The sequence below is a fragment of the Streptomyces sp. NPDC055189 genome, assembly GCF_053606765.1.
This window is the reverse complement of record NZ_JBSGSG010000001.1, coordinates 317,967-341,715: the sequence shown is the minus strand read 5'-3', so window position 1 is coordinate 341,715 and position 23,749 is coordinate 317,967. Positions and strand designations below refer to the sequence as shown.

Genomic DNA, 23,749 nt, shown 5'->3' with positions numbered 1-23,749 from the left:
CGTTGGGTCGGCCGCGCGGCGAGGTGCCTGCCGTGGCAGGTCCTTTGTGGCGCGGTTACTGATCGAGCCTTCAAGTCCCGGTCCGGGAGGCAGTGAGCGCACCTGCCGAGCTACGGCCGGCTCATCCAACCCGCTGGGCCCCTCAAGCGCCGACAGGCTTCCATCGCGACGCTCAGACACCGATGCCGAGCCACGCGGCCTGGCGGTGCCCGGCTTCACCACATTCCGCGAACTCGCCGACGCGCTCATCAGCGCCACCCCCGGCTGGTGCCACGCCGTCACCCTCGCCGACTACCCTCAACGGCATCTGCCACCTCGTCCCCGGGCATCCCACCGCATCGGTGACCGGCGGCCGACCCATCATCGGCAATGATCTTCGGTTGGCCGACTCGGGGAGAAACGTGCTCCACACCCCCTTCGCGCGGCCGGAACTCAGTCGGATTGAGCCGGCCGCGGGTGCACGGAGTCCGCGATGGTGACGAGCGACTGCATCATGGCCTCCGAGGCCGGGCTCAGGCGGCGTCCGGCCGCACGGGTGATCCCGACGCGGGCGCCGACGAGGTCGAGCGAGATCGGCAGTGCGGTGAGCCGAGGGTCGCTCGCGCCGATGAGCTCCGGTAGCGCGGCCACCATGTCGGTCTCCACGAGGAGCTGGCGGATGGTGAGGAAGGCGGTCGTCTCCACGCGGTTGGAGGGCAGCGAGCAGTCGTTGCGGTGGAAGAACTCCTCGAGCTCCGTGCGCAGCGCCGTCTCCACCCCCGGCAGGATCCACGGGTAGGCGATCAACTCGTCGAGTGGGATGTGGGTGCGTGCCGCGAGCGGGTGCCCGCTGCGGGCGATCACGCGGATGGTCTCCGCGTGCAGCGTCTGCTGGATCGTCCCCTCCGGAGGGACCGTGGCCAGGCGGCCGATGATGAAGTCGATCTTGCCTGCGACGAGGTCTTCGAGCAGCGCCTCCGGTGTCGCTTCACGCACGACGATCCTCAGGGCGGGACGGTCTTGCTTGATCCGGGCGATGGCCCGTGGCAGCAGGAGGTTGGAGCCCGCGAGATGGGTGCCGATGACCACGTGGCCGCGTGTGGCGTCGGCTATCTCCTGAAGGTGGCGGCTCGCCTGGTTCATCTGGGCCAGTGCCGAACGCGCGTACTGGGTGAAGGCCTCACCGAACTCGGTGGGCTCGATCCCCCGCGGGCCGCGTTCGTAGAGGGTGACGCCGAGGATGCGTTCGAGATCCTGGAGGCTGCGGGTGACCACGGGCTGGGTGACGTGGAGCGCGGCCGCGGCGCCGACCACGCTCCCCTGACCGGAGAGCGCCTCGACGAGGAGGAGATGGCGGAACTTCAGCCGCCCGTCCAACATCCGCGGTATTTCCATACGAGAACGGTAGACCGCCTTCCGTTGTCAGGCATAGCCGCACGGCTGTGTGCATCCCCATGGACATACCTGCTGGTGGAGCCTGGTCCGCATACCCGGCGTCGGGCTTGGGCGAGCAGCGCAATGGCGGACCCTGGCCGTGCCGGCACGGATATCAGGGTCCGCCAACGCTGGAGTTTCACCTTCGCAGGCCGCTTCGCGCGTCAGCGATCGACGGGCACGCGCCCGATCCAGCGCTGCGCGTTGCCGCCGGCGATCGCCTCGCGCTCCGCGGCGCTGAGGAAGTCGGCCCTCCGGAGTACCTCGCCGACGGGCCGTTCACCCAGGGGGTAGGGGTAGTCGCTGCCCAGCATCACGTGGTCCGCGCCGAGGGTGTCGACCAGCGTGCGCAGAGCCACCGGGTCGAAGACGACGCTGTCCACGCTGAACCGGCCGAGGTAGGCCGAGGGCGGCAGCTGCGAGGTGGCGATGAGGTCCGAGCGGCGATGCCAGGCGTTCTCCAGGCGCCCCAGCCAGAACGCGAACGATCCGCCGCCGTGCGCGAAACAGATCCGCAGCGACTCCGGCACCTCGTCGAACACTCCACCGAGGATCATGGCGAGCACGGAGAGGTGGGTCTCCGCCGGCATTCCGGTCAGCCACCGCGCCATCCAGCGGTCCAACCGCGGGGAAGTGGGCATGTCCCAGGGGTGCACGAAGACCGGCGCGCCCCGCGAGGCCGCGTGCTGGAGGAAGGTGACGACGCCTTCCGCGTCGAGGTCCTGGTCGCCCACGTGGTTGCCGATCTCCACCCCGACATGCCCGGCGTCCAGGCAGCGGTCGAGTTCGCGGCAGGCCGCGTCGGGGTCCTGCAACGGCACCTGGGCGAACGGAATGAACCGCTCCCTGTCGGGTGCGCAGATCTCCAGGGCGAGATCGTTGAAGATCCGGCAGACCTTGACCGCCTCGGCACCGCTCAGGTCGTACCCGAAGAACAGCGGTGTGGGAGAGACCACCTGGGCCTGCACCCCGTCGGCCGCCATGTCGGCCAGTCGGACCGACGCGTCCCAACAGTTCGATTCGATGGCGCGGAACTCGGTCTCCCCCACCATGATCATCGCCTGACGTTCGGACTCCACCCGCAGCCAGGGCTGACCGGGACCGAGGTCCGGCCAGGCGGCGGGGACGTAGTGGGTGTGTATGTCGATGACATCGGACACCGGATCAGCCCTTACCGGGGTGCAGCGCGCCGCAGTTACCGCACGTGCGCTGCTCGACGGACGCGTGGAAGGCCTCGAACACCGGCGGCAGGTCGGCGACGATGTCCCGCACCTGCAACTCCACCGAGTGCACCTTCATGCCGCACTCCAGACAGAACCAGCCGAACTGTTCCGTCGTCCCCTCGGGCCGGACGCGCTCCACCACGATGCCGATGGAACCTTCCTCCGGACGCTGCGGCGAGTGCCAGGTGTTGCCGGGCAGCAGCCACATGTCGCCTTCGCGGATGTCCACGCGCTGCGGACCGTCCTCGGTGATCACGTTGACGTGCATATTGCCCTTGACCTGGTAGAAGTACTCCTCGAACGGCTCGAAGTGGAAGTCGTAGCGCTGGTTGGGGCCGCCGACGATCTGCACGATGAAGTCACCGCTGGTGTCCCACATCGCCTTGTTGTTGACCGGAGGCTTCAGCAGGTGCTCGTACTCGGCGAGCCACTGCGGGAAGTTGAAGACCGGAGGCAGTGACGACGTCATGAGTTCTCCTTGGCGACAGGACCGGGCCGGCGCACGGCGATGGCCTGGATCTCGATGAGCAGATGCGGGTGGGGAAGCTGGTGGACCGCGACGGTGGTCCGCGTGGGTCCGGTGGTGTCGAAGTACTCGGCCCATACGCGGTTGTAGCCGCCGAAGTCGTTCATGCTGACCAGATAGGCGGTGACCTGGACCAGGTCGTCGAGCGTGCAGTCCACGGCGGCGAGCACGTCACGGATGTTCTCGATCACGGCCCGGGTCTGGGCCTCGATGTCGAGGTTGGTCACGCCCATCGCGTCGGCGCTCGCCCCGGCGAAGGTGTTGTCGGGCCGGCGGCTGCTGGTCCCGGAGACGAACACCAGGTCACCGGCGACCTTGACGTGTGGGAATCGGCCGCGAGGGGTGGCTTTCCCCTCGACGACGAGGGACTCGTCGTTCATCGCTCCCCCGCGGGTGTGCCGGTGGTGGTGACGTGGACGGAGCCGAGACCTGGGACGGTCGCGCTGACCGTGACGCCGCCCGGAAGGGCGACCGCGGCGGTCGCCGCCCCGGCCAGCAGCACGGAACCGGCGGGCAGGACGACTCCCTGGGCCGCGGCCATGCGTGCGATCGCCGGCAGGGCGAGGACCGGGTCCCCGAGGATGTCGCTGGTGCTCCCGGTCGCCGCGACCGCTCCGTCGATCTCCAGCGTCACCGGCCGGTCGTCGAACCGGACGTCGGTGGCGGTGAGGTCGGTCGGCTGCCAGGCCCCGGTCACGAAGGCGGCCGCCGAGGTGTTGTCGGCGACGACGTCGGTGAGGGAGAACTTGAAGTTCGCGTAGCGGCTGTCGATGATCTCCAAGCCGGGGGCGACCGCGTCGACGGCGGCTCGCAGGTCGGCCTCGGGGTCGGCCGCGGCGCGCGCGTCGAACCGCGCACCGAGGCGGAAGGCCACCTCCGGCTCGACGCGCGGGTGGATGAAGTCCTCCATGGCCACGCTGCCGCCGTCGGCGTACTCGCCGCTCGCGTACAGCCGACCGAAGATGACGTCGGAGACGCCCATCTGCAGCGCCTTGGCCTTGCTGGTGAACCCCAGCTTCACACCGACGACACGGTCACCGCGGGTCTCCCGCAGTTCGGAGCCGAGCGCCTGCACTTGGTAGGCGTCGTCCAGGGTGAGGGAGGCGGTCCCGCTCAGCTGCGCGATCGCCTGCCTGGAGGTGACGGCCTCGTCGAGAGCCGTGGCGTACGGGGAGAGAGGGGAGGTCGATGCAGTCACAGTGCCACGCACACATTCGTCGTCTCGGTGTAGAAGTGCAGTGAGTGCTTGCCGCCCTCGCGTCCGATTCCGGAGCGGCCCGTGCCGCCGAAGGGGGCGCGCAGGTCGCGCAGATACCAGGTGTTGACCCAGGAGAGGCCGACGTTCATCGCCTGCGCCACCCGATGGGCCCGGGTCAGGTTGCTGGTCCACACCGAGGCGGCAAGACCGTATTCGGTGTCGTTCGCCAGGCCGATGGCCTCCTCCTCGGTGTCGAAGGGGATCAGCGCGGCGACCGGGCCGAAGACCTCCTCGCGCACGGTACGACAGGAGTTGTCCAGGCCGGTCCACACCGTCGGTTCGATCCAGGCTCCGCGTGCCAGGTCCTCGCCGAGATCGGGTATGCCGCCCCCGGCGAGGACCTGGGCGCCTTCCTGCACGGCGAGGTCGAGATACGACATCACCTTGGCCCGGTGCTTCTGGGAGATCAGCGGGCCGGTCGTCGTGCCGGGGTCGTGCGGGCGGCCAAGGCTCAGTCCCCGGGCCCGCTCGGCGAGCCCGGCCGCCAGTTCGTCGAAGAGACCGCGCTGGACGTAGACCCGCTCGGTGCACAGGCAGACCTGGCCGGTGTTCAGGAACAGCGACCGGGTCAGCCCGTCGAGGGTCTGCTCCAGCGGGGAGTCGTCGAAGACGACGGCCGCGTTCTTGCCGCCCAGTTCGAAGGAGACGGGCACCACGCGCGGCGCGACCTCCTTCATGATGGTCGCCCCCGTCGAGGACTCACCGGTGAAGGTGACCCCGTCGATCCCCGGGTGCCGGGTGAGGAACTCACCCGCCGAGCCCGGGCCGAAGCCGTGGACGACGTTGTACACGCCGTTCGGCGCGCCCGCCTCGGCGATGACCTCCGCCAGCAGGGTCGCCGTCGACGGAGTCTCCTCGGACGGCTTGACCACCACGGCGTTGCCGCAGGCCAGAGCCGGTGCCACCTTCCATGTGAGCAGCAGCAGCGGAAGGTTCCACGGGACGATGACGGCCACGACTCCAAGCGGCTTGCGCACCGCGTAGTTGAGGGCGCTGCGCCCCTCGGCCGTGTCGGTCAGATACGAGTCGAGACCGGCGGAGGAGATCGTGTCGGCGAAGGACCGGAAGTTCGCCGCCGCACGGGCCACGTCCAGGTCGCGGGCCAGCGCCACCGGTTTGCCGGTGTCACGGATCTCGGCGTCCACGAACTCTTCGAAACGCGCCTCGATCCCGTCGGCGATACGCCTCAGCAAGGCGGCTCTGTCCCGGTCGGTGGAAAGGCCCCAGCGGCCGTCGAACGCCCGGCGCGCGGCCCGTACGGCGGCGTCCACCGTCTCCTGCCCGGCCTCGTGCACCACGGCGACACGGGCCCCGTCGACCGGGCTGATTTTGTCGAACGTGTCCGCGCCTTCGACGAAGTTTCCGTCGACGAAGTTGCGGAGCTGAACGACCTCGGTTGGCGAATCGTCACTCATGAGGCGACCGTACGAGCGCCTTTCCATACCCGTCCAATACCGATCCGGGCTCCGGGCATAGCCGATCAGGCATAGCGGGACCGGGCGGCGACGACGGTCAGGCACATGCGCCGCGCGGGCCCGGACAAGGGGTGCACACCCCCGGTATGACCGGATGGCGATAGGTGCGGACGAAGTAGGCATTACCCGAGGTGCCGCAAGCCTGGTGATGATACGGACCACTGCACAACCGGAGCCGCCAGGGCGCCGGCGATGACGAGGAGGACCCATGGCCGCAGGCCAAGCAGTCCGTCCGGCGGACACCAGTGAGTTCTTCACCTGTCGCCGCCCGGAGGACTATCACCCCGACTGGCCGGGCTTCTATCGGCAGGCCGCACAGCGCCGCCAGGAGCTGCGCTCGCGGGTGCCCCATGAGGTCGACCTCACGTACGGTCCCGACGCCCACCAGCTGGTGAACGTCTACCACCCCGGGCCGCCCGCCGCCCCCACCGGCGCCGGATCCGGCGACCGCCCGGTCATCGTGTATTTCCACGGCGGCCGCTGGCGCGAAGGCCACCCGGCCTACTATGACCACCTCGCCGGCCCCTGGGTGGACGCCGGTGCGGTCTTCCTGTCCTGCGGCTACCGGCTCGAACCACGCCACACCATCGCCGACGCGGTCGCGGACGCCGCCCAGGCGGTGGAGTGGGCGCGCGCGAACGCCGCTCGTTTCGGGGGCGACCCGGAACGCATCACCGTGGCCGGGCACTCCGCGGGCGGTCATCTCGCCGCGATGGTCACGCTGACCGACAGCTCCCCGGGCCCGGTGGCGGGCACCGTGTGCATGAGCGCGCCCACCGATCTGCGTGGCATGGTCGAGGACCCGGCGCAGGCCCTGCGGTTCAGCCCCGCCCTGCGGGTGAGCCGCAGCCCCCAGCGGGTGGTGGTCTCCTTCGGCGATCCGGAGCCCAACCGCAAGACGGACGACGACTTGTGGCTGACCCGTCAGGGACAGCTGCTCGCCGACGCCCTGACCGCCGCGGGCAGGCCGCCGGTGACCGTGGCGCTGACCGGGACCGACCACATCGGCACCGCCACCGCCTTCGCCGAACCGAAGTCGGAGCTGTTCGAGGCCGCACGCCAGGTAGTTTTCGGAGGCACCCGATGAGACACGACGAGAGCACGACGACGGGGAGTGGGCAGGCAAGCGTCCTGGCGAGTTTTCGCGGGATGCGCTTCAAAGTGGTGGGGCTTGCCTTCCTCGCGGTGCTGCTCGACGGTTTCGACTCCGCGTCGCTCTCCTTCGTCCTGCCCTCCCTGGCGGAGCAGTGGGGCGTCGCCTCGGCCGACTTCACCCCGGCGGTGGTGCTGACCAACATCGGTGTGGTGCTCGGCTACCTCGCTTCCGGCCGGCTCGCGGTGCGGCTGGGGCTGCGGCGGATGCTGATCGCGGGGACCGTGCTGTTCGCCGCGGGCTCGCTGGCCACCGCCCTGGTGCTTCCCCTGGAGTCACTGACCGCCCTGAGCACGGTCCGGCTCAGCACAGGCCTTGGCCTGGGCGTGGTACTGCCCGGCGCCGTCTCCCTCGCGGCCGCACACCACCCGGACGAGCAACGGCAGACGGTCTCCGTCACGGTCACCCTCGGACTCGCCTTCGGCGGAACGGTCGCCGGGGTCTTCGGCAGCAGCATGCTGGCGTCGGTCGGGGCCACGGGGGTGTTCTGGATCGGTGGCGCACTGCCGCTGCTCCTTGCCGTACTGATGGTCCGGTGGCTGCCGGCCGCACCGGCGTCCGTGACCACGGACAGCACAGTGGCCGCGCGCGAGGCGCGAGTCGGCGCGCTGTTCGCACCCGGACTGCGCGCCGCCACCGTGCTGCTGTGGATCTTCGCCTTCCTGGTCTTCATCGCCAGCTACACCCTTCAGTCCTGGGTACCGACCTTGCTGACCGGGTACGGCTTCTCCGCCTCGCAGGCCCCGATCGGCCTGGCCTTCCTGAGCTTCGGCGGGGTCGTCGGCGGCATCGTGCTCCTGCTGCTCGCCGCCCGTAAGGGGATCACGTTCGCCCTGATGGTGATGCCGGTGATCGGCGCGGTGTCGATGGTCGGCGCGGCCACCGTCGGGACCGACCACACCGCGCTGCTGCTCGCACTCGCCGGTGCCGGTGCGGGTGTCACGGCCAGCCAGATCGGTCAGCTGACCCTCGCGGTGGCCATGTACCCACCGGCCACCAGGACCGCGGGAGTGGGGTGGGCCGCTGCCCTGGGCCGGGTCGGCTCGATCGTGGGTCCGGCCGCGGCGGGTATTTTGCTCGCGCTCTCGCTCCCCGGCGACGACATCGTGCTGCTGACCGCCATTCCGGTGGTGGTGGCGGCCGTGAGCGCGGCGGTGCTGTGGCGCCTGCCCCGCGCGACCGACCGGACGGACGAGGCTGAGGACGCGGAGCGGAAAGAGCAGGAAGTGGCGGCACGATGAGTGGTTGGTTCGATCTCGGTGACGTCGCGGTGGTTCCCATCGTGGAGACGCCGCGGCTGCTCATCGATCCGGTGGAGTTCTTCCCCGGACACCCCGGCGTGCCCTCCGGCTGGGCCGCCGAGGAGCCCTGGTCCGCACCCGTGCAAGGACAGCTGGTCTTCACCATGCAGGCCTTCCTGGTCGTCACCCCGTACGAGCGGATCCTGGTCGACGCCTGCGTCGGCGACGGGAAACACCGGGGCAGGCCGGAGTTCGACCGCCAGGACAGCGGCTGGTGGCAGCGGTTTACGGCGACCGGACTGTCCGCCGACGAGGTGTCCACGGTCGTCCTCAGCCATCTGCACGTGGACCATGTCGGCTGGGCGACGCGGTGGTCGGACGGGCGATGGCGACCGGCCTTCGCGAAGGCCCGGCACGTGCTGACCGCGCCGGAGTACGACTACTGGCGCTCGGACGCGGGAGCCGCGGCTATGACCCGGACCGGCGACTACCTGGCCGACAGCATCGAACCGGTCGCCGAGGCGGGACTGCTGGATCTGACGCCCCCGGACGCCGAGCTCGGCGCGCACGTGCGGCTGTGCCCGGCACCGGGTCACACTCCGGGCAACACGGCCGTCCTGGTCACCGGCTCCCGGGCACGACTGCTGCTCACCGGCGACATCCTGCACCACCCCCTCCAGCTGATGGACCCGGACGCCAGCACCCGCTACTGCGTCGACCCCGAACTCTCGGCGCGCACCCGCAGGCGGACGCTGGAGTGGCTGGCCGACACCGGGACCGCGATGATCCCCGCGCACTTCGCCGCCCCTTCCGCAGGCCGTGTCGCCCGGCACGGCTCCGGGTTCACCTTCGCCCCTGCCGCCGATCTCCATCGCCCGGGCCGGTACGTGGTGGCGGGCGAGTCCGCCGCCGGGTGACGCGCCGGCCCCGTGCGTGACGAAGACATCAGACGGTGAGGACGAGCTTGCCCCGGAGGTGACCGCCGTCGAGCAGCCGGTGCGCGTCGGCGACGCGCTCGAAGGGGAACGTCTCCTGCACGTGGACCCGGAGCCTGCCCTGTTCGACGAGCTGGACGAGGCTGCGCAGGGCGACCGGATCGGGGCCGACAGCAATACCCCTGAAGCGCATGCCGGCCGCCTCGTACTTGGCGGCGAGCTCCAGATCCTGCTCGGCGACCGCGGTCACCAGATGGCCGCCCGGCCGGAGCACGTGAAGTGACCGCTCGACGGTGTCGCCGCCGATCGTGTCGAGCACGACGTCGATGTCGCGGGCCGCCTCGGTGAAGTCGACCGCCGTGTAGTCGATCACCTCATCGGCGCCGACCTCCTCGACGAACTTCCGCTTGCTCCCGCCGGCGGTCGCGATCACGTGCGCGCCGAGCGCTTTCGCGATCTGGATCGCGACGTGGCCGACCCCGCCGCCACCGCCGTGGACCAGGACGCGGTCGCCCTCACTCACGCCGCCGATGTCGACCAGGCCCTGCCATGCCGTCAGCCCGACGACCGGCAGCGCCGCCGCCTCGATGTGCGAGAGCGACTCCGGCTTGTGTGCCAGATGCAACGCCGGCGCCGACACGAGCTCGGCGTACGCGCTCGCGGCCCGCGGGAACAGCGGCATCCCGAACACCTCGTCGCCGGGCCGGAACCGACACGTCTGCGGCGCCTCCTCGACCACGCCACTGACGTCCCAGCCGAGGATGAACGGCGGCCGGCCGAGCAGCGGGAACTCGCCTGCGCGCAGGCGCGCCTCCAGGGGGTTCAGCCCGATCGCCTTGACGCGGACGAGAACCTCGGCCGGGAGGGGTTGGGGCTCGGGCGCGTCCACGATGGTGAGCACCTCGGGCCCGCCGAGCGTCTGCTGGGTGATGACTCGCATGACTCTCCTGTTTTTGGGACGGGGAGAGAACCCAAGCTAGATCTCCTACAGGAACCAGCAGGTACCTGCGGCGCAGGTACCTTTGGCGCCATGAGCGGTTTCGGTCCCTGTGATTTCTTTCTCGCCGACTGCCCGGCGCGTCTGGCGGTCGAGCTCATCGCCGACAAGTGGACGGTCGTCGTCCTTGCCGGCCTCAGCAAGGGCCCGGTGCGCCACGGCGAGCTGATCAAGCTGATCGGCGGCATCTCCCGCAAGGTGCTCACCCAGACGCTCCGACGGCTCGAGGCGCACGGACTCATCCGCCGCCACGCCTACGCCGAGGTCCCGCCCCGTGTCGAGTACGAGCTCACCCCTCTCGGGGTGACGCTGATCGAACCGATCCGCACGCTGACCGAGTGGGCGAGGGCGAACGGCGACGCGGTGCTCGATGCCCTCGACGGCCATCCGGAGCGGGTCGCCCACGGCGACTGACACTCCCCGCCAGGGCAGTGAGCACCCTCTCGGCCGCTATTCGTTGGGCGGGCCGCTCGTCGGCCCGCCCAAGAGATGTCCGACGAGCGTCGGCTACGCGCTATTCGCGTGTTACGGCGGGCTGCAGCTCCGGAGCCGGCGTGGGCGGAGCGTCGCGCTGCACCGTCTCGCGGGCGAAGTAGACCGAGACGAGCGTGATACAGCCGAGCACGACGATGTACAGGGAGATGGGCCAGGAGGCGTCGGTGGCCGCCAGGAGCGCGGTCGCGATGAGCGGCGAGAGGCCACCGGCGAACACCGAGGCGAGCTCGTGGCCGAGCGAGATGGCGCTGTAGCGCGAGGTCTTGCCGAACAGCTCGGTGAAGAAGCTCGGTTGGGTGCCGATCATGGCTCCGTGGCCGATGCCGATGGCGATGATGAAGGCGAGCCAGACGAGCACGGGGGTGCCGGTGTCCAGCAGCCAGAAGAAGGGGAACGCGAAGACGATGAGGGTGGCCGCTCCGGCCATGTAGACCGGGCGGCGGCCGATGCGGTCGGAGAGGGCGCCGAATCCCACCATCGAGGCGCCTTCCACGACGTTCGCGACGATGATCCCGGTCAGCAGCAGGCCGTTGCTGACCCCTATGTGCTTGCCGTAGGCGAGGGAGAAGACCAGGAAGATGTACGACGCGCCGTTCTCCGCCATGCGGGCGCCGACCGTGATCAGGATGGAACGCGGATGGGTCTTCAGGGCGTGCAGGATCGGCAGCCGCTGCTTCTCGCCCTTGTGCTGGACGCTCTGGAATTCAGGGGTTTCCTCGATCTTCAGCCGGATGACGAGTCCGACCAGCGCGGGGATGGCTCCCAGGAGGAAGGGGATACGCCAGCCCCAGGACAGGAACGCCTCGTCGGACAGGGTCTGGACCGCGGCGAAGACTCCGGCGGACGTGATGAAGCCGAGGTTGATGCCGACCTGGCTCCAGGCCGAGTAGAAGCCGCGCCGTCCCGGCGGGGCGTGCTCGGTGATCATGAGGACGCTGCCGCCCCATTCGCCGCCGACCGCGATGCCCTGAAGGACGCGCAGCAGGGTGAGCAGGATCGGTGCCCACACGCCGATCTGCGCGTAGGTGGGCAGGGCGCCGATGAGGAAGGTCGTGAAGCCCATGACAAGGAGGGTGATCACGAGCATGGGTTTGCGGCCAAGGCGGTCTCCGAAGTGACCGAAGATGATTCCGCCGAGGGGGCGGGCCGCGAAGCCGACGGCGAAGGTGCCGAAGGAGGCCAGGGTGCCGGCGAGGGGGCTGGCGTCGGGGAAGAAGAGGGTGCCGAGCACCAGGGCGGAGGCGGTGCCGTAGAGGAAGAAGTCGTACCACTCGAGTGCGGTTCCGGTCAGGCTGGCGATGGCGACCTTGCGGATCGACTGCGGTTCGACTGCCGGTTTGTGCGGGGCGGTGGGGCTCATCTCGTCACCTCTGGATGAGGACGGTGGCCATCGGGACGTCGAGGGTTGCGTGGGATCGCCCCGATGGCCGGGAAGGGGGATGTGCCGGGGCGGGGTCCGCCCGAAGGGAGGTTCAGTGGCCGCCGCTGACGGTCAGGACCTGCCCGGTGACGGCCACCGCCTTTGCGGTGGCGGTGGCCGCGATCTTGGAGGCGGAGGTCAACTGCCGCCTAGGGGTGGCCTCGACGAGGCAAACGCTCGCCGCTTCGGGCAGGACGGCAGCCTTCTCCGAGGCGGGCCCGGCAACGGCGAGGTCCACGGGCGGTACGCGCGGGCCGGCTGCCGGGAGTATGCGCGGGCCGGCTCCCGGCCGACGATGTGATGGCGTTGAACTGCGATGAGCCGTCGAGGAGGCGACCACCGCCGGAGTCGCGGTATTCGGTCATGTACAAGCTCCTTCCGGGCGGGCAGTGCTGGGCTGGTCGCGCTGCGGCACGACACCGGCCGCCTCGCGGTCCCAGTCGGCGCGGTCGGCTCCCCACTCCCTCAGCACGGTCTTGCGAACCTTGCCGTTCTCGGTCAGCGGCAGTTCCGGGCACAGCGCCACGAAGCGGGGAATGGCGTAGTAGGCCAGCCGGGGCTCGCAGAAGGACACAAGCTCGACGAAGTCGATCTTCTGCCCCTCGACCGGGACCACGGCAGCCATCACCTCGTCCTCACCGAGTTCGGAGTCCACCGCGTACACCGCGACGTCACGGACACCCGGGTGCTGTGCGAGGACGCTTTCGACTTCGACGGAGGAGATGTTCTCGCCGCGACGGCGGATCACGTCCTTGATGCGGTCGACGAACCTGATCCACCCGTCCGCTTCGATCACCATCCGGTCGCCGGTGTGGAACCACAGGTCCTGCCACGCGGCGACGGTGGCGTCATGCATGCGGTGGTACCCGGAGGCGAAGGCGAAGGGTTGCTCGCTGCGCAGCAGCAGTTCGCCCGGTGTGCCAGGGGGAACGTCAAGTCCGTTCTCGTCGACGATCCGGGCGGAGAACCCCTCCTGGAGGAGTCCGACGAATCCCGGCCGCTGTTCGGTCCGGCTCGCGGAGATCACCGCGTTGGTCTCGGTCGAGCCGTAACCGTCGATGAGGACGACACCGAACCGCTCCTCGAACTCCCGGAGCAGCCCGGCGGGGGTGGCCGGCGCCAGTGCCGCGGTCACCCGGTGCGTTCGATCGTGCTCTCCGGGCGGCCGGCCCGCCAGGATGCTGATCATGGCGCCCAGCAGATAGGTGCAGGTCGCTCCACTGGCCGTCACGTCCGACCAGAACCGGGAGGCCGAGAAGCGCGGGCCGATGACGTACTGGGCACCGCTGACCAGTGCCTGACTGAAGGCGTTGAGCGCGTTCGTGTGGAACAGCGGCAGGCAGGTGTGCAGAACGTCGGCCGAGGTGATGCCGAGCTGGGCCGTGACGTTACGGCCCCACCAGTAGAACTGGGCGTGCGGGCAGACGACTCCCTTGGAGACCCCGGTGGTGCCCGAGGTGTAGAGGATCACCGCGGGATGGCCGGGGCCGACCGCCACCGGCTCCACGGCGTGGCCGTCGTCCGGGATCAGGTCGACGGGAACCGGCAGCACCGAGACGACCTTGTCCTCGTCGAGGAGCCAGATCTGGCGCAGCTCGGCGGTGCTCGGCAGCGCCTCCACCTGGGCGAGGAAGGGGTGTTCGAGAACCAGCAGCTCCGCTTGCGAGTTGGTCAGGATGTGATGGAGCTGCTCACCCCGCGCGGCGGTGTTGATCGGCACCGCGACGGCACCGATCCACGCGCAGCCCAGGATCAGGTCCAGCAACTCGACCCGGTTGGACGCCATCAGCGCCACCCGGTCGCCCTGCTCCACCCCGTGTTGGCGCAGCAGGCCTCCCGCGACGGCGACCCGTTCGAGCATCTGGGTGGCGGTCCTCTGTGTCTCGCCGCAGCGCAGCAGGAGGCTGTCCGGGGTGACTTCCGCGCGCCATTGCAGCAGTCCGGGGACGCTCGCACGGGTGAGGTCGGGCACGGCGGTGACGTCGCTCATGACAACTCCTCTCGGGATCGGCCGATCGGCGGTACGAAGGCGACGGGACGGCCGGACGTGTCGGGGCGATCGGTGAGTTCCACGACGTCACCGGCCTTGACCGGGCCGTGCAGCCTGGCCACGAGCAGCGGCTCGGGGTCGCAGGCCACCGACGCGATGACGACCTCGCCGAGGTGGGTCAGCTGCTCGACCACCCCGCGCTCGACGCTGATGGGCGCCAGATCGTCGCCCCCGCAGCGGGGACACATCAGCCGGGCGGGGAACCACTGGCCACCGCACGTCCGGCAGTTCTGCACGATCACACTCATTCGGCTGCCTCCAGGAGCCCGGCGGTGGCACACGCGCCGTAGCGATAGAGCACCATCCCGTATCCGCTGAACAGGCCGAGACGGGCATCGACCTGCCGCTGCCCAGCCTGGCCGCGCAACTGCCGGACGACCTCCACGAGTCCGTGCATGCCTCCCGCGGAACCCGGCTGGCCGGCCGAGAGCTGTCCGCCGGAGGTGTTGACGGCGAGCTTGCGGGTGGCGAGACGGTCGGCGATGAAGGCCGGCATCTCACCACCGGCGACCAGGCCGAGGTCCTTGAGCTGGGCGAGCGCCATGGCCGGGTAGTCGTCGTACACGCTGACCACGTCGATGTCGGCGGGCCCGTGGCCTGCGGTGTCCCACAGCTCGGGCGCGCAGTCGGCCAGGCCGGTGACCAGGCCGTCGCCCGTCTGGTCGTCGCTGTTGTAGCGGGCCGAGACGGCCAGCACCCTGGCTCGTCGGGTGCCCGCGGCCCGTTCGTCGGCCGCGACCACCACGGCGTCGGCGCCCGTGACGGGCGGTACGCAGTCATAGCGGCCGAGGGGTTCGGCGACCATGGGGGCGTTCAGGTACTCGTCGAGCGTCAGCGGCTTGCGGTACACGGCCCCGGGGTTGAGGGACGCCCAGGCACGTTGCGCCACCGCGAGCCGCCCATAATCCGTACGGGTGAGTCCCTCGGCCTCCATCTGACGCTGGGTCAGCAGAGCGAAGAGGGCGTTCGGTCCGAGCATGTCCAGCGGGACCAACTGCTCGGCGGTCGCCCGGTTGTACTCGGCCACCATCTTGAGGTGCACCTGCTGGCCCATCAGGTCGCCGGCCACGAGCACCACGACCGAGGCGTCGCCGGACTCCACGGCCCGCACGGCGTGCTGGAGCATCGTGCCGGCGCTCGCCCCGCCGTTGGTGTCCTGCATCAGCCAACGCAGCCGCAGTCCGAGCCGCCAGGCCAGGTCGACGGCGTGGTCAGGACCGAGGGTGAAACTGCACGCACCGAAGCCGTCGACCTCGGAGGCTTGGAGGTTCGCGTCGGCGAGTGCGCGGCGTACGGCGTCGGCGAGCACCCCTTGCGTGGTCGTGCCGGACGCCGGATGCCGGGTGTAGGGCGACTCACCGGCGCCGATGACGGAGACGCCGCTTGTCGTCTTTCCCATCAGAGCTCGCTCTCCCATGTCGTGACGTGGTCGGGGGGATTCATGCCGGGGTGCCTCAGTGCCCGAAAGCTTCCTGCAGCCACCAGGAACCCCCGTCCGAGGTGATCTTGGCGTCCAGCACCAAGGGGCGGACGGGTCCGGCCGACAGCCACTCCTTCACGGCGTGCATGTCCTCTGGCCCTCGGACGGTGAGCGCCTCGCAGCCATGTCCCCGTGCGAGCGCCGCAATGTCCACGTCGGGGAAGGTCACCGTGTCCAGGCCGCTCGCGCCGGCCCCGAAGTGATGTACCTCGGCGCCGTACATGGCGTCGTTGTAGACGACGATCACCATGGGCAGACCAAGGCGTACGACAGTCTCGAGCTCCGAAAGGCCCATCAGGAAGCCGCCGTCACCGCAGCCGGCCACGGGCAGCCGGTCGGGCTGCGCCAGCGCGGCACCGATCGCGGTCGCCAGGCCCAGGCCGACGGACTGGAACGCCTGGGTGAAACAGAACCCGTACTCGTCGGGCACGTCGAGGTACATGCTCGGGTAGCCGAGGAAGTTGCCCGAGTCCACGGAGACGATCCGCTCGGTGGGCAGGATGTCGTTGAGCGCGGTGGTCAGACTGCGCGGGTCGACCCGTCCGTCCCCCGACGCGTCCTCGAATGCGACCTGGTTCCAGCGCAGGCCGGACCGGATCCGCTCGGCCACGTCCGGCGTGCGGTAACCCGTGCGCCCGCCGGGTGAGTTCGCCCGCAGCCACGCGGCCGTGGCCCGGGCCGTTCCCGCGACACCGCCCCACAGACCGAGGTCCACGTCACGGTGTACGCCGATGGCCCCCGGTTCGATGTCGACCTGGACGACGGTCGCGTCCGACGCGATGAGCCTGCCGTGCCGCATGGTCCACATGTTCAGGGCGCAGCCGAATCCCACCAGCAGGTCGGCTCCGGCTACGAGTTCGGCCGTCAGCGGCGAGGAGAAGCCACCGGAGACGTCGATGTTCCATTCGTCGCCGTTGAACATCCCGCGGGAGACGGCGGAGGTGGCGAGGAGTGCGCCCGCCTCGGCCGCCAGTTCGCGGACGGCGTCCCTGGAGCCGGGGGAACGGCCGCCGCGTCCGACGACGAAGACCGGCCGCTCGGCGCGTTCGAGGAGCTGGGCGAACGTGGCTATCTCGCTGTCGTCGGGCCGCGGCTCGGCAACCCGGTGGTACTCCCGGGCCGGGCCCTGCGCGTCCAGGAGCGCGTCCTGAACGTCGATCGGAACGTTGAGGACGACCGTGCGCCGCTGGTGGCTGCAGATCGCGAAGGCCCGTGCCACGTCATCGAGGGCGGTTCGGGAAGAGCGCACGCGCAGGGCAACCGCCCCGACGCCGACCGCGATCGCCGCCTGGTCGAGCGCGAAGTTCGAGCTGGGATCGGCGGCTTCGGCGGTCAGCACAAGGAGTGGCGTCCTGCTCTTCGCGGCCTCGGTGATACCGGTGAGGGCGTTCGTGTAGCCGCAGCCCTGGTGCAGGGAGAGCACGGCGACCTCGTCGGACATCCGGGCGTACGCGTCCGCCATGGTGGCCGCGCCGCCCTCGTGACGGGCGGCGACGAACCGCGCGCCGCCGCGCACCATCGCGTCGGTGAAGTGGAAGTTGCCACTGCCGACCACACCGAAGACCGCGCGGACGCCGAGGTCGGTGAGCTGCCTGCCGATGGCCTCGTGGACAAGCTCGGTCACTGGCCTTCTCCGTTCTCTATGAATGCCAGAACCCGCGCCGGACTGCCGGACCCTCCGGCGATGCGGAGCGGAGCGACGATCAGGACGGCGCCGGTGGCGGGCAGCCGGTCGAGGTTCTGCAACTGGGTGACTCCGTACTTGCCCGCGCCCAACAGGTAGTGGTGCGCAGGGAACTGCGGAGTGAAGGTGAACGCCTGACCGGCGTCGGTGCCGACCGTCTCCACGCCGAGTCCGACGATGGGTGCCTCTTCGGCCAGCCAACGGGCGCATTCGGCCGTGATGCCGGGCGTGTGCGGCCCGCTCTCGTCGGCGTTGAGGAACAGGTGCTGGTCGTGCGAGCGCGCGGCCCAGCCGGTCCGGTAGAGCAACCAACCGCCTGCCGGAAGCGGGCCGTTGTGCTGCTGCCACTCCTCCAAATGCTCGACCGTCAGCAGGAAGTCCGGGTCGGCGGCGCACTCGGCGGTCTTGTCGATGACGACAGCGGGCGCGGCCAGGCGCCGGACCGGTACGTGAGCGACATCCCCCTTGTCGGCGCCGGTGACCCAGTGGCACGGCGCGTCGAAGTGCGTGCCCACGTGCTCACCGGTGTGAATGCCGTTCTGGTAGGACGTGCGCCCCCGCTCGTCGTACCGAGCGAGCTCCTCCAGCTCGAAGTGTGGGATCGGTGCCATATCTGGCGGAAGGTCGAGCACGGGCGTCGACGGCGACAGGAGGGCGGTCAGGTCGACCACCTCGACGCCGCCGGACGCCAGAGCGGCCGTCAGGCCGCCCAGCGGGCCCTCTGGGGAGAGTGTCCTAGACATGGCCTCATCATTTGGCAGAGATTCGGCCTTGACTAATGCTTCTCCGGTCGGCGTTATGCGTGTTTGGCTATACCGAAGACCAACGCCATGTTACGGAGAGATGTCGAGGCATGAACGTGGATCACTTTCTGGACGGCCGACTGAAACTGCGCCACCTAGTACTCGTCACCGTCGTGGCCGATGAGGGCACCCTGGTCGGTGCCGCCAAGGCCATGCACGTCACCCAGCCGGTCGTGACCCGGAGCCTGCAGGAGATCGAGACGATCATCGGGGTCGAACTCTTCGCCAGGGGCCCGCGCGGCGTCCGCCCGACCCCGTACGGCGACATCCTCATCGAGCACGCCCGCGCGGTCGTCGGCAATGTGCAGGCCGCGGCCGGACGCATCCACGAACTCCAGCGTCTGGGCATGGAACCCGTACGGGTGGGGACCATTCTCGCCGCCGCGCACTCCCTGCTGCCGCAGACCCTGATCCGGCTCAAAAGGGCCCACCCGCATCTCACCGTCTCGGTCGTCGAGGCGATGCCCGAAGAACTCGGCCTGCAACTCTCCCGAGGCGAAGTGGACGTCCTGGTCGGCCGACTCCAGCCGTCGAGCCTGCGCGCCACGCTGCGTCACGTACGGCTCTACGAGGAACCGGTTCGCCTCGTGGTTCGGCATGAGCACCCCTGCCTCTCCGCACCCACCAGCGGCATCGAGGACCTCATGGATCTGCCGTGGATCCTGCCGGGCCGCAACAGCCAGCTACGCCAGGAAATCGACGAACTCTTCGACCGCCGGGGCCTGCCCCTTCCCTCGAACATCATCGAGTGCTCGACGATCCTCACGCTGAGGACCGTCCTGTTGGAGACAGACGCCGTCGCTCCACTACCCATGCTGATCGGCGCACGGGATCCGCTGCTCGCCGTGCTGCCCTTGGGGCTCGACACCGTGCCGCGCGAGATCGGGATCACCACGCTCGCCGACCGGCAGCCGTCCGCGAGTACCAGGCTCCTGATCAAGGAGATCGTCGCGGTCGCCCGGGAGACCGACCCCGTGCTGCTGGAATCATGACGATGAGAGGAGCCATCTGTTCCAGGCCTCCGCCTCGGGTCCACACCGCTCATGGTCCCGTACAGTCAAAACGCTGCGATGCCCCGGAAAGAAGACCCCCCTTGAGCAACGACGCGCCAAGCGGCGTCCTGAGCAAAGCCCTCGCCGTGCTGCAGGCATTCACCGTCGAGGACACCACCCTGGACTTCACCGAACTGCGGCAACGTACGGGGTTCGCGAAGAGCACCCTGCACCGGGTGCTCGGCGACCTGGTGGCGGCCCGGCTCCTTGACCGTGTCCAGGAGCGTTACCGCCTGTCGGGACTCGTCTTCGAGCTGGGGATGCGTGCGTCGGTCGAGCGCGGGCTGCTCGAAGTGGCCACTCCTTTCCTCGAGGACCTTTACGAGCGCACGCACGAACTCGTCCACCTGGGCACCCGTGAGGGCACCGAGGTCGTCTACGTCGCCAAGATGGGCGGCCACCAACAGGCCCACTCCCCGTCGAGGCTCGGCGGGCGCATGCCGCTGCACGCGACGGCGATCGGGAAGGTGCTGCTGAGCCACGCCCCGGCCGACGTGCGGGAGGCCGCGCTGCGCGGGCCCCTGGAGCGCAAGGCGCCCCGGACGATCACCAACGTCGACGTGCTGACGCGCCAGCTGTCCGACGTCGTCACCAAGGGGGTGGCCTTCGAGTACGAGGAGTCGGCGGTCGGCATCGTCTGCGTGGCCGCCGGGATCTTCGGCCCCTCGGACGAGATCGTGGCGGCAGTCAGTGTGACGGGTCCGGTGCACCGGTTCCAGCCCGCCCGGCACGCCACCGGTGTGCGGGCCGCCGCGGCGGGGATCTCCGCGACGCTCGGCCGCCGGGCGGAGCTGCGCAACCACTGATCGGCGGCCGCGTAGCCACTGATCAGCGGCCGCTCAGCCACTGTTCGACGGACGAGTTCCGCGAGGCGGAACTCATTGCTGGGCGTGGGACGTCCCCCGTGTTCAAGCTGTGGGCATGAACGAGTTCTCTCCCGGCGACGACGCCGTGGCGCAGGCGGTCGATCGTCTGCTGCGTGCCACCGCCGACGGTGTCCCCTGTCCCCCGGTCCGCGATCTGATCGGCAGCGACGACGTGCAGGCGGCCTACGCTGTCCAAGAGCTGCTGACCGCGCGCCGCCTCGAAGCGGGCGGCAGCATCACCGGCCGCAAGATCGGCCTCACCTCCCCCGCCGTGCAGCAGCAACTGGGCGTGGACCAACCGGACTTCGGGGTGCTGTTCGCGGACATGAGCGTCGCGGACGGGGCGTCCGTACCGGTCGGCGAGCTGCTGCAGCCGAAGATCGAGGCGGAGATCGCGTTCGTCCTGGGCGCCGACCTCGCCGAGGGACCGCTCGACTCCGCGCAGATCCGGGCCGCAGTGGCGCACGCCGTCCCCGCCCTGGAGATCGTGGACAGCCGGATCGCCGACTGGGACATCACCTTCGGCGACACCGTCGCCGACAACGGATCCTCCGCGCTCTACGTCCTCGGCACCCCGGCCAAGCCACTCACCGAGTTCGAGCCGGTGAAGGCCTCCATGACGCTCGACCGGAGCGGGGAAACCGTCTCCACGGGTAACGGGGCGGCCTGCCTGGGCGATCCGCTGACCGCCCTGGCCTGGCTCGCCCGCACCGCGCGCGACGTCGGCGATCCGCTGCGCGCGGGCCAGGTCGTCCTGTCCGGCGCGCTCGGCCCAATGGTGCCCGCCGCGGCCGGAGACGTGTTCAGCGCCGAGATCACCGGCCTTGGCTCCGTCTCCGTCCGCTTCCACGCTTCCGGCGACGAAGGAGCCTCCGCATGAAGACCAAGGTTGCCGTCATCGGCTCGGGCAACATCGGCACCGACCTGATGATCAAGGTGCTCCGCCTGTCGGACACCCTGGAGATGGGCGCGATGGTCGGCATCGACCCCGCCTCCGACGGGCTCGCCCGCGCCAAGCGGCTCGGGGTCCCCGTGACCGCCGAGGGCGTCCAGGGCCTGATCGCGATGAACGGCTTCGAGGACATCAGGATCGTCTTCGACGCCACATCCGCGAAGGCGCACCTTGCCAACGCCCACGCGCTCGCCCCGTACCGCAAGCAGCTCATCGACCTCACCCCCGCCACCATCGGGCCGATGGTGATCCCTGCGGTGAACCTCCACGACCACGTCGGGGCGGACGACGTGAACATGGTGACGTGCGGCGGCCAGGCCACCATTCCGATAGTCGCCGCGATCTCCTCGGTGGCACCGGTCCCCTACGCAGAGATCGTCGCCTCGATCGCCTCGAAGAGCGCGGGTCCCGGCACACGCGCCAACATCGACGAGTTCACCGAGACGACCAGCCACGCCATCGAGACGGTCGGTGGCGCCGAGCGCGGCAAGGCGGTCATCATCCTCAATCCGGCCGAACCGCCGCTGATCATGCGCGACACCGTGCTCGCGCTCGTGGACGCGCCCGACGAGGCGACCCACGATGCGATCCGCGCGGCCGTCGCGCGGCGGGTGGACGAGGTGTCGGCGTACGTGCCGGGCTACCGCCTCAAGCAGCAGGTACAGATCACCCCCGTGCCCGCGGACCAGCCGGTGCACACCCTCACCCGGGCCGCGGCCACCCATCAGGTGTCCGTGTTCCTGGAGGTCGAGGGTGCGGCCCACTATCTCCCCGCCTATGCCGGGAACCTCGACATCATGACCAGCGCGGCCCTGCGGATGGCCGAGGCCATGGCCGCCCGCGCCATCGAACTCCAGGGAGCCGACGCATGACCGTCGACAAGCTGTTCATCCAGGACGTCACCCTGCGGGACGGCATGCACGCCATCCGGCACCGCATCGAGCCGGAGCAGGTGGGCCGGATCGTGGCCGCGCTCGATGCGGCAGGGGTTGACGGCATCGAGGTGTCCCACGGCGACGGCCTCGCCGGCGGCTCGCTCAACTACGGCCCCGGCAGCCACACCGACTGGGAGTGGATCGAGGCGGCGGCCGCTCATATCAAGCACGCCCGCCTCACCACTCTCCTGCTGCCCGGCATCGGCACCATCGAGGAGCTCAAGCAGGCGTACGCGCTCGGGGTGCGCTCGGTGCGGGTCGCCACGCACTGCACCGAGGCCGACGTCTCGGCCCAGCACATCGCCACCGCCCGCGAGTTGGGCATGGACGTGTCCGGCTTCCTGATGATGAGCCACATGGCCGATGCCAAGACGCTCGCAGGGCAGGCCAAGCTCATGGAGTCGTACGGCGCCCACTGCGTCTACGTCACCGACTCAGGCGGCCGGCTGATGATGGACGGCGTGCGCGAGCGGATGCGCGCCTACCGCGACGTGCTGGACCCCGCCACCGAGATCGGCATCCACGCCCACGAGAACCTCTCCCTCTCGGTCGCCAACTCCATGATCGCGGTCGAGGAGGGCGTGACCCGGGTGGACGCCTCCCTGGCCGGTCAGGGCGCGGGCGCCGGCAACTGCCCCATCGAGCCGTTCATCGCCGTCGCCGACCTCAACGGCTGGAACCACGGCTGCGACCTCTTCGCGCTTCAGGACGCTGCCGAGGATCTCGTACGCCCGTTGCAGGACCGGCCGGTCCGTGTCGACCGTGAGACGCTCACGCTCGGCTACGCCGGGGTCTACGGCTCCTTCCTGCGCCACGCCGAGGCGGCTGCCGAGCGCTATGGCGTCGACGTCCGCACGGTCCTCGTCGAGGTCGGCAAGCGCGGGCTCGTCGGCGGCCAGGAGGACATGATCGTCGACGTGGCGCTGGGGCTCACGCAGGCGAGCTGACATCCCGCACAGGGCAGGGCCGGGAAGGCGGTGACTTCCCGGCCCTGCTCGGTGTGCCCGCGTTCACCGCTTCGTTGCTGGTCCGAGGGTCACCCCGCCTCACAGGATCGAGGGCCTCGCCCACGGCGCGCCCATCCCGGTCAGGGTGGACCGTGACAAGATGCCCGGCATCACGACGCCGACGATGCTGATCCACGGTGCGGACGACCGGTCCTGCACTACGAGACCAGATTGTGGCCGCTCGCCGACAACCCGGACGCACGCCTCGTGCTTCCCAGCCGAAGCGGGCACTGGGCGATGATCGAGCGCGCCGCCGCCCCGAGTTCGACCGGCTTGTCATCGACTTCCTTTCGCACAGCTGGATCGATCGGATCCACCCACGAGCACCTTCGACACCGATGTCGTCCTCATCGATCCGGGCCTGTCGGCCTCACTCTCGCCAACTTGATCGGCGTGTATGGCTGCGATCGACTACCCGCGCGGCGTCGGTTTCGACGAGAGTCGATCCGCACGCTGCACACATCGGCCTGTGGCAGCGGATCGAGGCGTTCACGGTCCCGGACCAAGTGGTGCGCTTGGTCACCGGCCCGACCGAACAGCGCTTCGGCCGCCGCCGGCCTCGGCCGTTGAGAACGCTCCGGTCCGTGGAGCGGAACGGAGACGTGGCACATCTGCCGCACGAGTCGGAGCATGACGCGCCCATCGCCCCGACTCTCAGGAGAATAGCCGGGCGGTGAGAGCCGGGCGCTCAAGACCGGCGTGTACGAGGCGCACCGTCAGTGCGCCTTCTGGAACTCCGTCGACTACGACTGATTCCCCCGTCGACCCGGACCAACTCGCCGCG

At 69.9% G+C, this 23,749-nt stretch carries 23 protein-coding genes; 9 read left to right on the top strand and 14 right to left on the bottom strand.

Translation table 11 applies throughout. The features are described 5' to 3' along the window. Positions 1-432 precede the first annotated feature (432 nt). The 6 genes from ACWFR3_RS01545 to ACWFR3_RS01520 form a co-directional block, all read right to left on the bottom strand. Positions 433-1,374, bottom strand: coding sequence for a LysR substrate-binding domain-containing protein (locus tag ACWFR3_RS01545; protein WP_453732476.1), 942 nt, complete (start codon positions 1,372-1,374; stop codon positions 433-435). Between the two features lie 203 nt (positions 1,375-1,577). Further along, a complete protein-coding gene (locus ACWFR3_RS01540) occupies positions 1,578-2,573 on the bottom strand; it encodes an amidohydrolase family protein (RefSeq protein ID WP_453732475.1) in 996 nt (331 codons plus the stop codon). A 4-nt stretch (positions 2,574-2,577) separates the two neighbouring features. Beyond that, complete coding sequence (locus ACWFR3_RS01535) at positions 2,578-3,105, bottom strand: 3-hydroxyanthranilate 3,4-dioxygenase (RefSeq protein WP_453732474.1); 528 nt, start codon at positions 3,103-3,105, stop codon at positions 2,578-2,580. Beyond that, positions 3,102-3,542, bottom strand: coding sequence for a RidA family protein (locus tag ACWFR3_RS01530; protein WP_453732473.1), 441 nt, complete (start codon positions 3,540-3,542; stop codon positions 3,102-3,104). The genes ACWFR3_RS01535 and ACWFR3_RS01530 overlap by 4 nt, the downstream gene beginning before the upstream one ends. Then, the gene (locus ACWFR3_RS01525) at positions 3,539-4,360 is read right to left on the bottom strand and encodes a 2-keto-4-pentenoate hydratase (protein WP_453732472.1); all 822 of its coding nucleotides are present in this window, start codon (positions 4,358-4,360) and stop codon (positions 3,539-3,541) included. Before ACWFR3_RS01525 ends, ACWFR3_RS01530 begins: the two co-directional genes overlap by 4 nt. After that, positions 4,357-5,835: a 2-hydroxymuconic semialdehyde dehydrogenase gene (locus ACWFR3_RS01520; RefSeq protein WP_453732471.1), complete on the bottom strand. Its 1,479-nt coding sequence runs from the start codon at positions 5,833-5,835 to the stop codon at positions 4,357-4,359. Before ACWFR3_RS01520 ends, ACWFR3_RS01525 begins: the two co-directional genes overlap by 4 nt. Before the next feature lie 268 nt (positions 5,836-6,103). On the opposite strand from ACWFR3_RS01520, the gene ACWFR3_RS01515 reads away from it, so the two are divergent. The 3 genes from ACWFR3_RS01515 (at position 6,104) to ACWFR3_RS01505 (ending at position 9,206) form a co-directional block, all read left to right on the top strand. Next, the gene (locus ACWFR3_RS01515; RefSeq protein ID WP_453732470.1) at positions 6,104-6,982 is read left to right on the top strand and encodes an alpha/beta hydrolase; all 879 of its coding nucleotides are present in this window, start codon (positions 6,104-6,106) and stop codon (positions 6,980-6,982) included. A gap of 62 nt (positions 6,983-7,044) precedes the next feature. Then, entirely contained in the window at positions 7,045-8,289 is a 1,245-nt protein-coding gene (locus ACWFR3_RS01510; RefSeq protein WP_453732469.1) for an MFS transporter, read from the top strand. Further along, a complete protein-coding gene (locus ACWFR3_RS01505; RefSeq protein WP_453732468.1) occupies positions 8,286-9,206 on the top strand; it encodes an MBL fold metallo-hydrolase in 921 nt (306 codons plus the stop codon). Before ACWFR3_RS01510 ends, ACWFR3_RS01505 begins: the two co-directional genes overlap by 4 nt. Positions 9,207-9,234: 28 nt before the next feature. Here the strand turns inward: ACWFR3_RS01505 and ACWFR3_RS01500 are convergent, their stop codons facing one another. Then, the gene (locus ACWFR3_RS01500) at positions 9,235-10,164 is read right to left on the bottom strand and encodes an NADP-dependent oxidoreductase (protein WP_453732467.1); all 930 of its coding nucleotides are present in this window, start codon (positions 10,162-10,164) and stop codon (positions 9,235-9,237) included. A 90-nt stretch (positions 10,165-10,254) separates the two neighbouring features. Between ACWFR3_RS01500 and ACWFR3_RS01495 the strand changes: the two genes are divergently transcribed. Then, positions 10,255-10,635 carry a winged helix-turn-helix transcriptional regulator gene (locus ACWFR3_RS01495; protein ID WP_453732466.1) on the top strand — a complete coding sequence of 127 codons (381 nt, stop codon included), beginning with the start codon at positions 10,255-10,257 and terminating at the stop codon, positions 10,633-10,635. Positions 10,636-10,735: 100 nt separating this feature from the next. Here ACWFR3_RS01495 and ACWFR3_RS01490 read toward each other — a convergent pair whose 3' ends face one another. The 7 genes from ACWFR3_RS01490 to ACWFR3_RS01460 form a co-directional block, all read right to left on the bottom strand. Continuing rightward, positions 10,736-12,076 (bottom strand): MFS transporter, encoded by a 1,341-nt coding sequence (locus ACWFR3_RS01490; RefSeq protein WP_453732465.1) that lies wholly within the window; start codon positions 12,074-12,076, stop codon positions 10,736-10,738. A gap of 112 nt (positions 12,077-12,188) precedes the next feature. Next, the gene (locus ACWFR3_RS01485; RefSeq protein ID WP_453732464.1) at positions 12,189-12,374 is read right to left on the bottom strand and encodes a hypothetical protein; all 186 of its coding nucleotides are present in this window, start codon (positions 12,372-12,374) and stop codon (positions 12,189-12,191) included. A 123-nt stretch (positions 12,375-12,497) separates the two neighbouring features. Next, complete coding sequence (locus tag ACWFR3_RS01480) at positions 12,498-14,126, bottom strand: ATP-dependent acyl-CoA ligase (RefSeq protein ID WP_453732463.1); 1,629 nt, start codon at positions 14,124-14,126, stop codon at positions 12,498-12,500. After that, positions 14,123-14,434 carry a zinc ribbon domain-containing protein gene (locus ACWFR3_RS01475; protein WP_453732462.1) on the bottom strand — a complete coding sequence of 104 codons (312 nt, stop codon included), beginning with the start codon at positions 14,432-14,434 and terminating at the stop codon, positions 14,123-14,125. Before ACWFR3_RS01475 ends, ACWFR3_RS01480 begins: the two co-directional genes overlap by 4 nt. Then, entirely contained in the window at positions 14,431-15,585 is a 1,155-nt protein-coding gene (locus ACWFR3_RS01470; protein WP_453732461.1) for a thiolase family protein, read from the bottom strand. Before ACWFR3_RS01470 ends, ACWFR3_RS01475 begins: the two co-directional genes overlap by 4 nt. A 55-nt stretch (positions 15,586-15,640) precedes the next feature. Next, the gene (locus ACWFR3_RS01465) at positions 15,641-17,290 is read right to left on the bottom strand and encodes a thiamine pyrophosphate-binding protein (RefSeq protein ID WP_453732460.1); all 1,650 of its coding nucleotides are present in this window, start codon (positions 17,288-17,290) and stop codon (positions 15,641-15,643) included. Next, on the bottom strand, positions 17,287-18,093 hold the full coding sequence (locus ACWFR3_RS01460) for a cyclase family protein (RefSeq protein WP_453732459.1): 807 nt from the start codon (positions 18,091-18,093) through the stop codon (positions 17,287-17,289). Before ACWFR3_RS01460 ends, ACWFR3_RS01465 begins: the two co-directional genes overlap by 4 nt. Before the next feature lie 110 nt (positions 18,094-18,203). On the opposite strand from ACWFR3_RS01460, the gene ACWFR3_RS01455 reads away from it, so the two are divergent. The 5 genes from ACWFR3_RS01455 to dmpG all read left to right on the top strand — a co-directional run bounded on the left by ACWFR3_RS01455 (position 18,204) and on the right by dmpG (position 22,905). Beyond that, a complete protein-coding gene (locus tag ACWFR3_RS01455; RefSeq protein WP_453732458.1) occupies positions 18,204-19,145 on the top strand; it encodes a LysR substrate-binding domain-containing protein in 942 nt (313 codons plus the stop codon). A gap of 101 nt (positions 19,146-19,246) precedes the next feature. After that, positions 19,247-20,011 (top strand): IclR family transcriptional regulator, encoded by a 765-nt coding sequence (locus ACWFR3_RS01450; RefSeq protein WP_453732457.1) that lies wholly within the window; start codon positions 19,247-19,249, stop codon positions 20,009-20,011. A gap of 115 nt (positions 20,012-20,126) precedes the next feature. Next, positions 20,127-20,951 carry a 2-keto-4-pentenoate hydratase gene (locus ACWFR3_RS01445; protein ID WP_453732456.1) on the top strand — a complete coding sequence of 275 codons (825 nt, stop codon included), beginning with the start codon at positions 20,127-20,129 and terminating at the stop codon, positions 20,949-20,951. Continuing rightward, positions 20,948-21,895 (top strand): acetaldehyde dehydrogenase (acetylating), encoded by a 948-nt coding sequence (locus ACWFR3_RS01440; protein WP_453732455.1) that lies wholly within the window; start codon positions 20,948-20,950, stop codon positions 21,893-21,895. The genes ACWFR3_RS01445 and ACWFR3_RS01440 overlap by 4 nt, the downstream gene beginning before the upstream one ends. Next, complete coding sequence (gene dmpG / locus ACWFR3_RS01435) at positions 21,892-22,905, top strand: 4-hydroxy-2-oxovalerate aldolase (RefSeq protein WP_453732454.1); 1,014 nt, start codon at positions 21,892-21,894, stop codon at positions 22,903-22,905. The genes ACWFR3_RS01440 and dmpG overlap by 4 nt, the downstream gene beginning before the upstream one ends. Positions 22,906-23,749 lie beyond the last annotated feature (844 nt).

What these genes read in the sequence shown, in the direction of transcription:
- ACWFR3_RS01480 (WP_453732463.1), bottom strand. Translation starts at nt 14,126, where the DNA reads ATGAGCGACGTCACCGCCGTGCCCGACCTCACCCGTGCGAGCGTCCCC.
- ACWFR3_RS01495 (WP_453732466.1), top strand. Translation starts at nt 10,255, where the DNA reads ATGAGCGGTTTCGGTCCCTGTGATTTCTTTCTCGCCGACTGCCCGGCG.
- dmpG (WP_453732454.1), top strand. Translation starts at nt 21,892, where the DNA reads ATGACCGTCGACAAGCTGTTCATCCAGGACGTCACCCTGCGGGACGGC.
- ACWFR3_RS01500 (WP_453732467.1), bottom strand. Translation starts at nt 10,164, where the DNA reads ATGCGAGTCATCACCCAGCAGACGCTCGGCGGGCCCGAGGTGCTCACC.
- ACWFR3_RS01445 (WP_453732456.1), top strand. Translation starts at nt 20,127, where the DNA reads ATGAACGAGTTCTCTCCCGGCGACGACGCCGTGGCGCAGGCGGTCGAT.
- ACWFR3_RS01505 (WP_453732468.1), top strand. Translation starts at nt 8,286, where the DNA reads ATGAGTGGTTGGTTCGATCTCGGTGACGTCGCGGTGGTTCCCATCGTG.
- ACWFR3_RS01460 (WP_453732459.1), bottom strand. Translation starts at nt 18,093, where the DNA reads ATGTCTAGGACACTCTCCCCAGAGGGCCCGCTGGGCGGCCTGACGGCC.
- ACWFR3_RS01510 (WP_453732469.1), top strand. Translation starts at nt 7,045, where the DNA reads ATGCGCTTCAAAGTGGTGGGGCTTGCCTTCCTCGCGGTGCTGCTCGAC.
- ACWFR3_RS01545 (WP_453732476.1), bottom strand. Translation starts at nt 1,374, where the DNA reads ATGGAAATACCGCGGATGTTGGACGGGCGGCTGAAGTTCCGCCATCTC.
- ACWFR3_RS01490 (WP_453732465.1), bottom strand. Translation starts at nt 12,076, where the DNA reads ATGAGCCCCACCGCCCCGCACAAACCGGCAGTCGAACCGCAGTCGATC.
- ACWFR3_RS01475 (WP_453732462.1), bottom strand. Translation starts at nt 14,434, where the DNA reads ATGAGTGTGATCGTGCAGAACTGCCGGACGTGCGGTGGCCAGTGGTTC.
- ACWFR3_RS01530 (WP_453732473.1), bottom strand. Translation starts at nt 3,542, where the DNA reads ATGAACGACGAGTCCCTCGTCGTCGAGGGGAAAGCCACCCCTCGCGGC.
- ACWFR3_RS01440 (WP_453732455.1), top strand. Translation starts at nt 20,948, where the DNA reads ATGAAGACCAAGGTTGCCGTCATCGGCTCGGGCAACATCGGCACCGAC.
- ACWFR3_RS01535 (WP_453732474.1), bottom strand. Translation starts at nt 3,105, where the DNA reads ATGACGTCGTCACTGCCTCCGGTCTTCAACTTCCCGCAGTGGCTCGCC.
- ACWFR3_RS01520 (WP_453732471.1), bottom strand. Translation starts at nt 5,835, where the DNA reads ATGAGTGACGATTCGCCAACCGAGGTCGTTCAGCTCCGCAACTTCGTC.
- ACWFR3_RS01455 (WP_453732458.1), top strand. Translation starts at nt 18,204, where the DNA reads ATGAACGTGGATCACTTTCTGGACGGCCGACTGAAACTGCGCCACCTA.
- ACWFR3_RS01515 (WP_453732470.1), top strand. Translation starts at nt 6,104, where the DNA reads ATGGCCGCAGGCCAAGCAGTCCGTCCGGCGGACACCAGTGAGTTCTTC.
- ACWFR3_RS01470 (WP_453732461.1), bottom strand. Translation starts at nt 15,585, where the DNA reads ATGGGAAAGACGACAAGCGGCGTCTCCGTCATCGGCGCCGGTGAGTCG.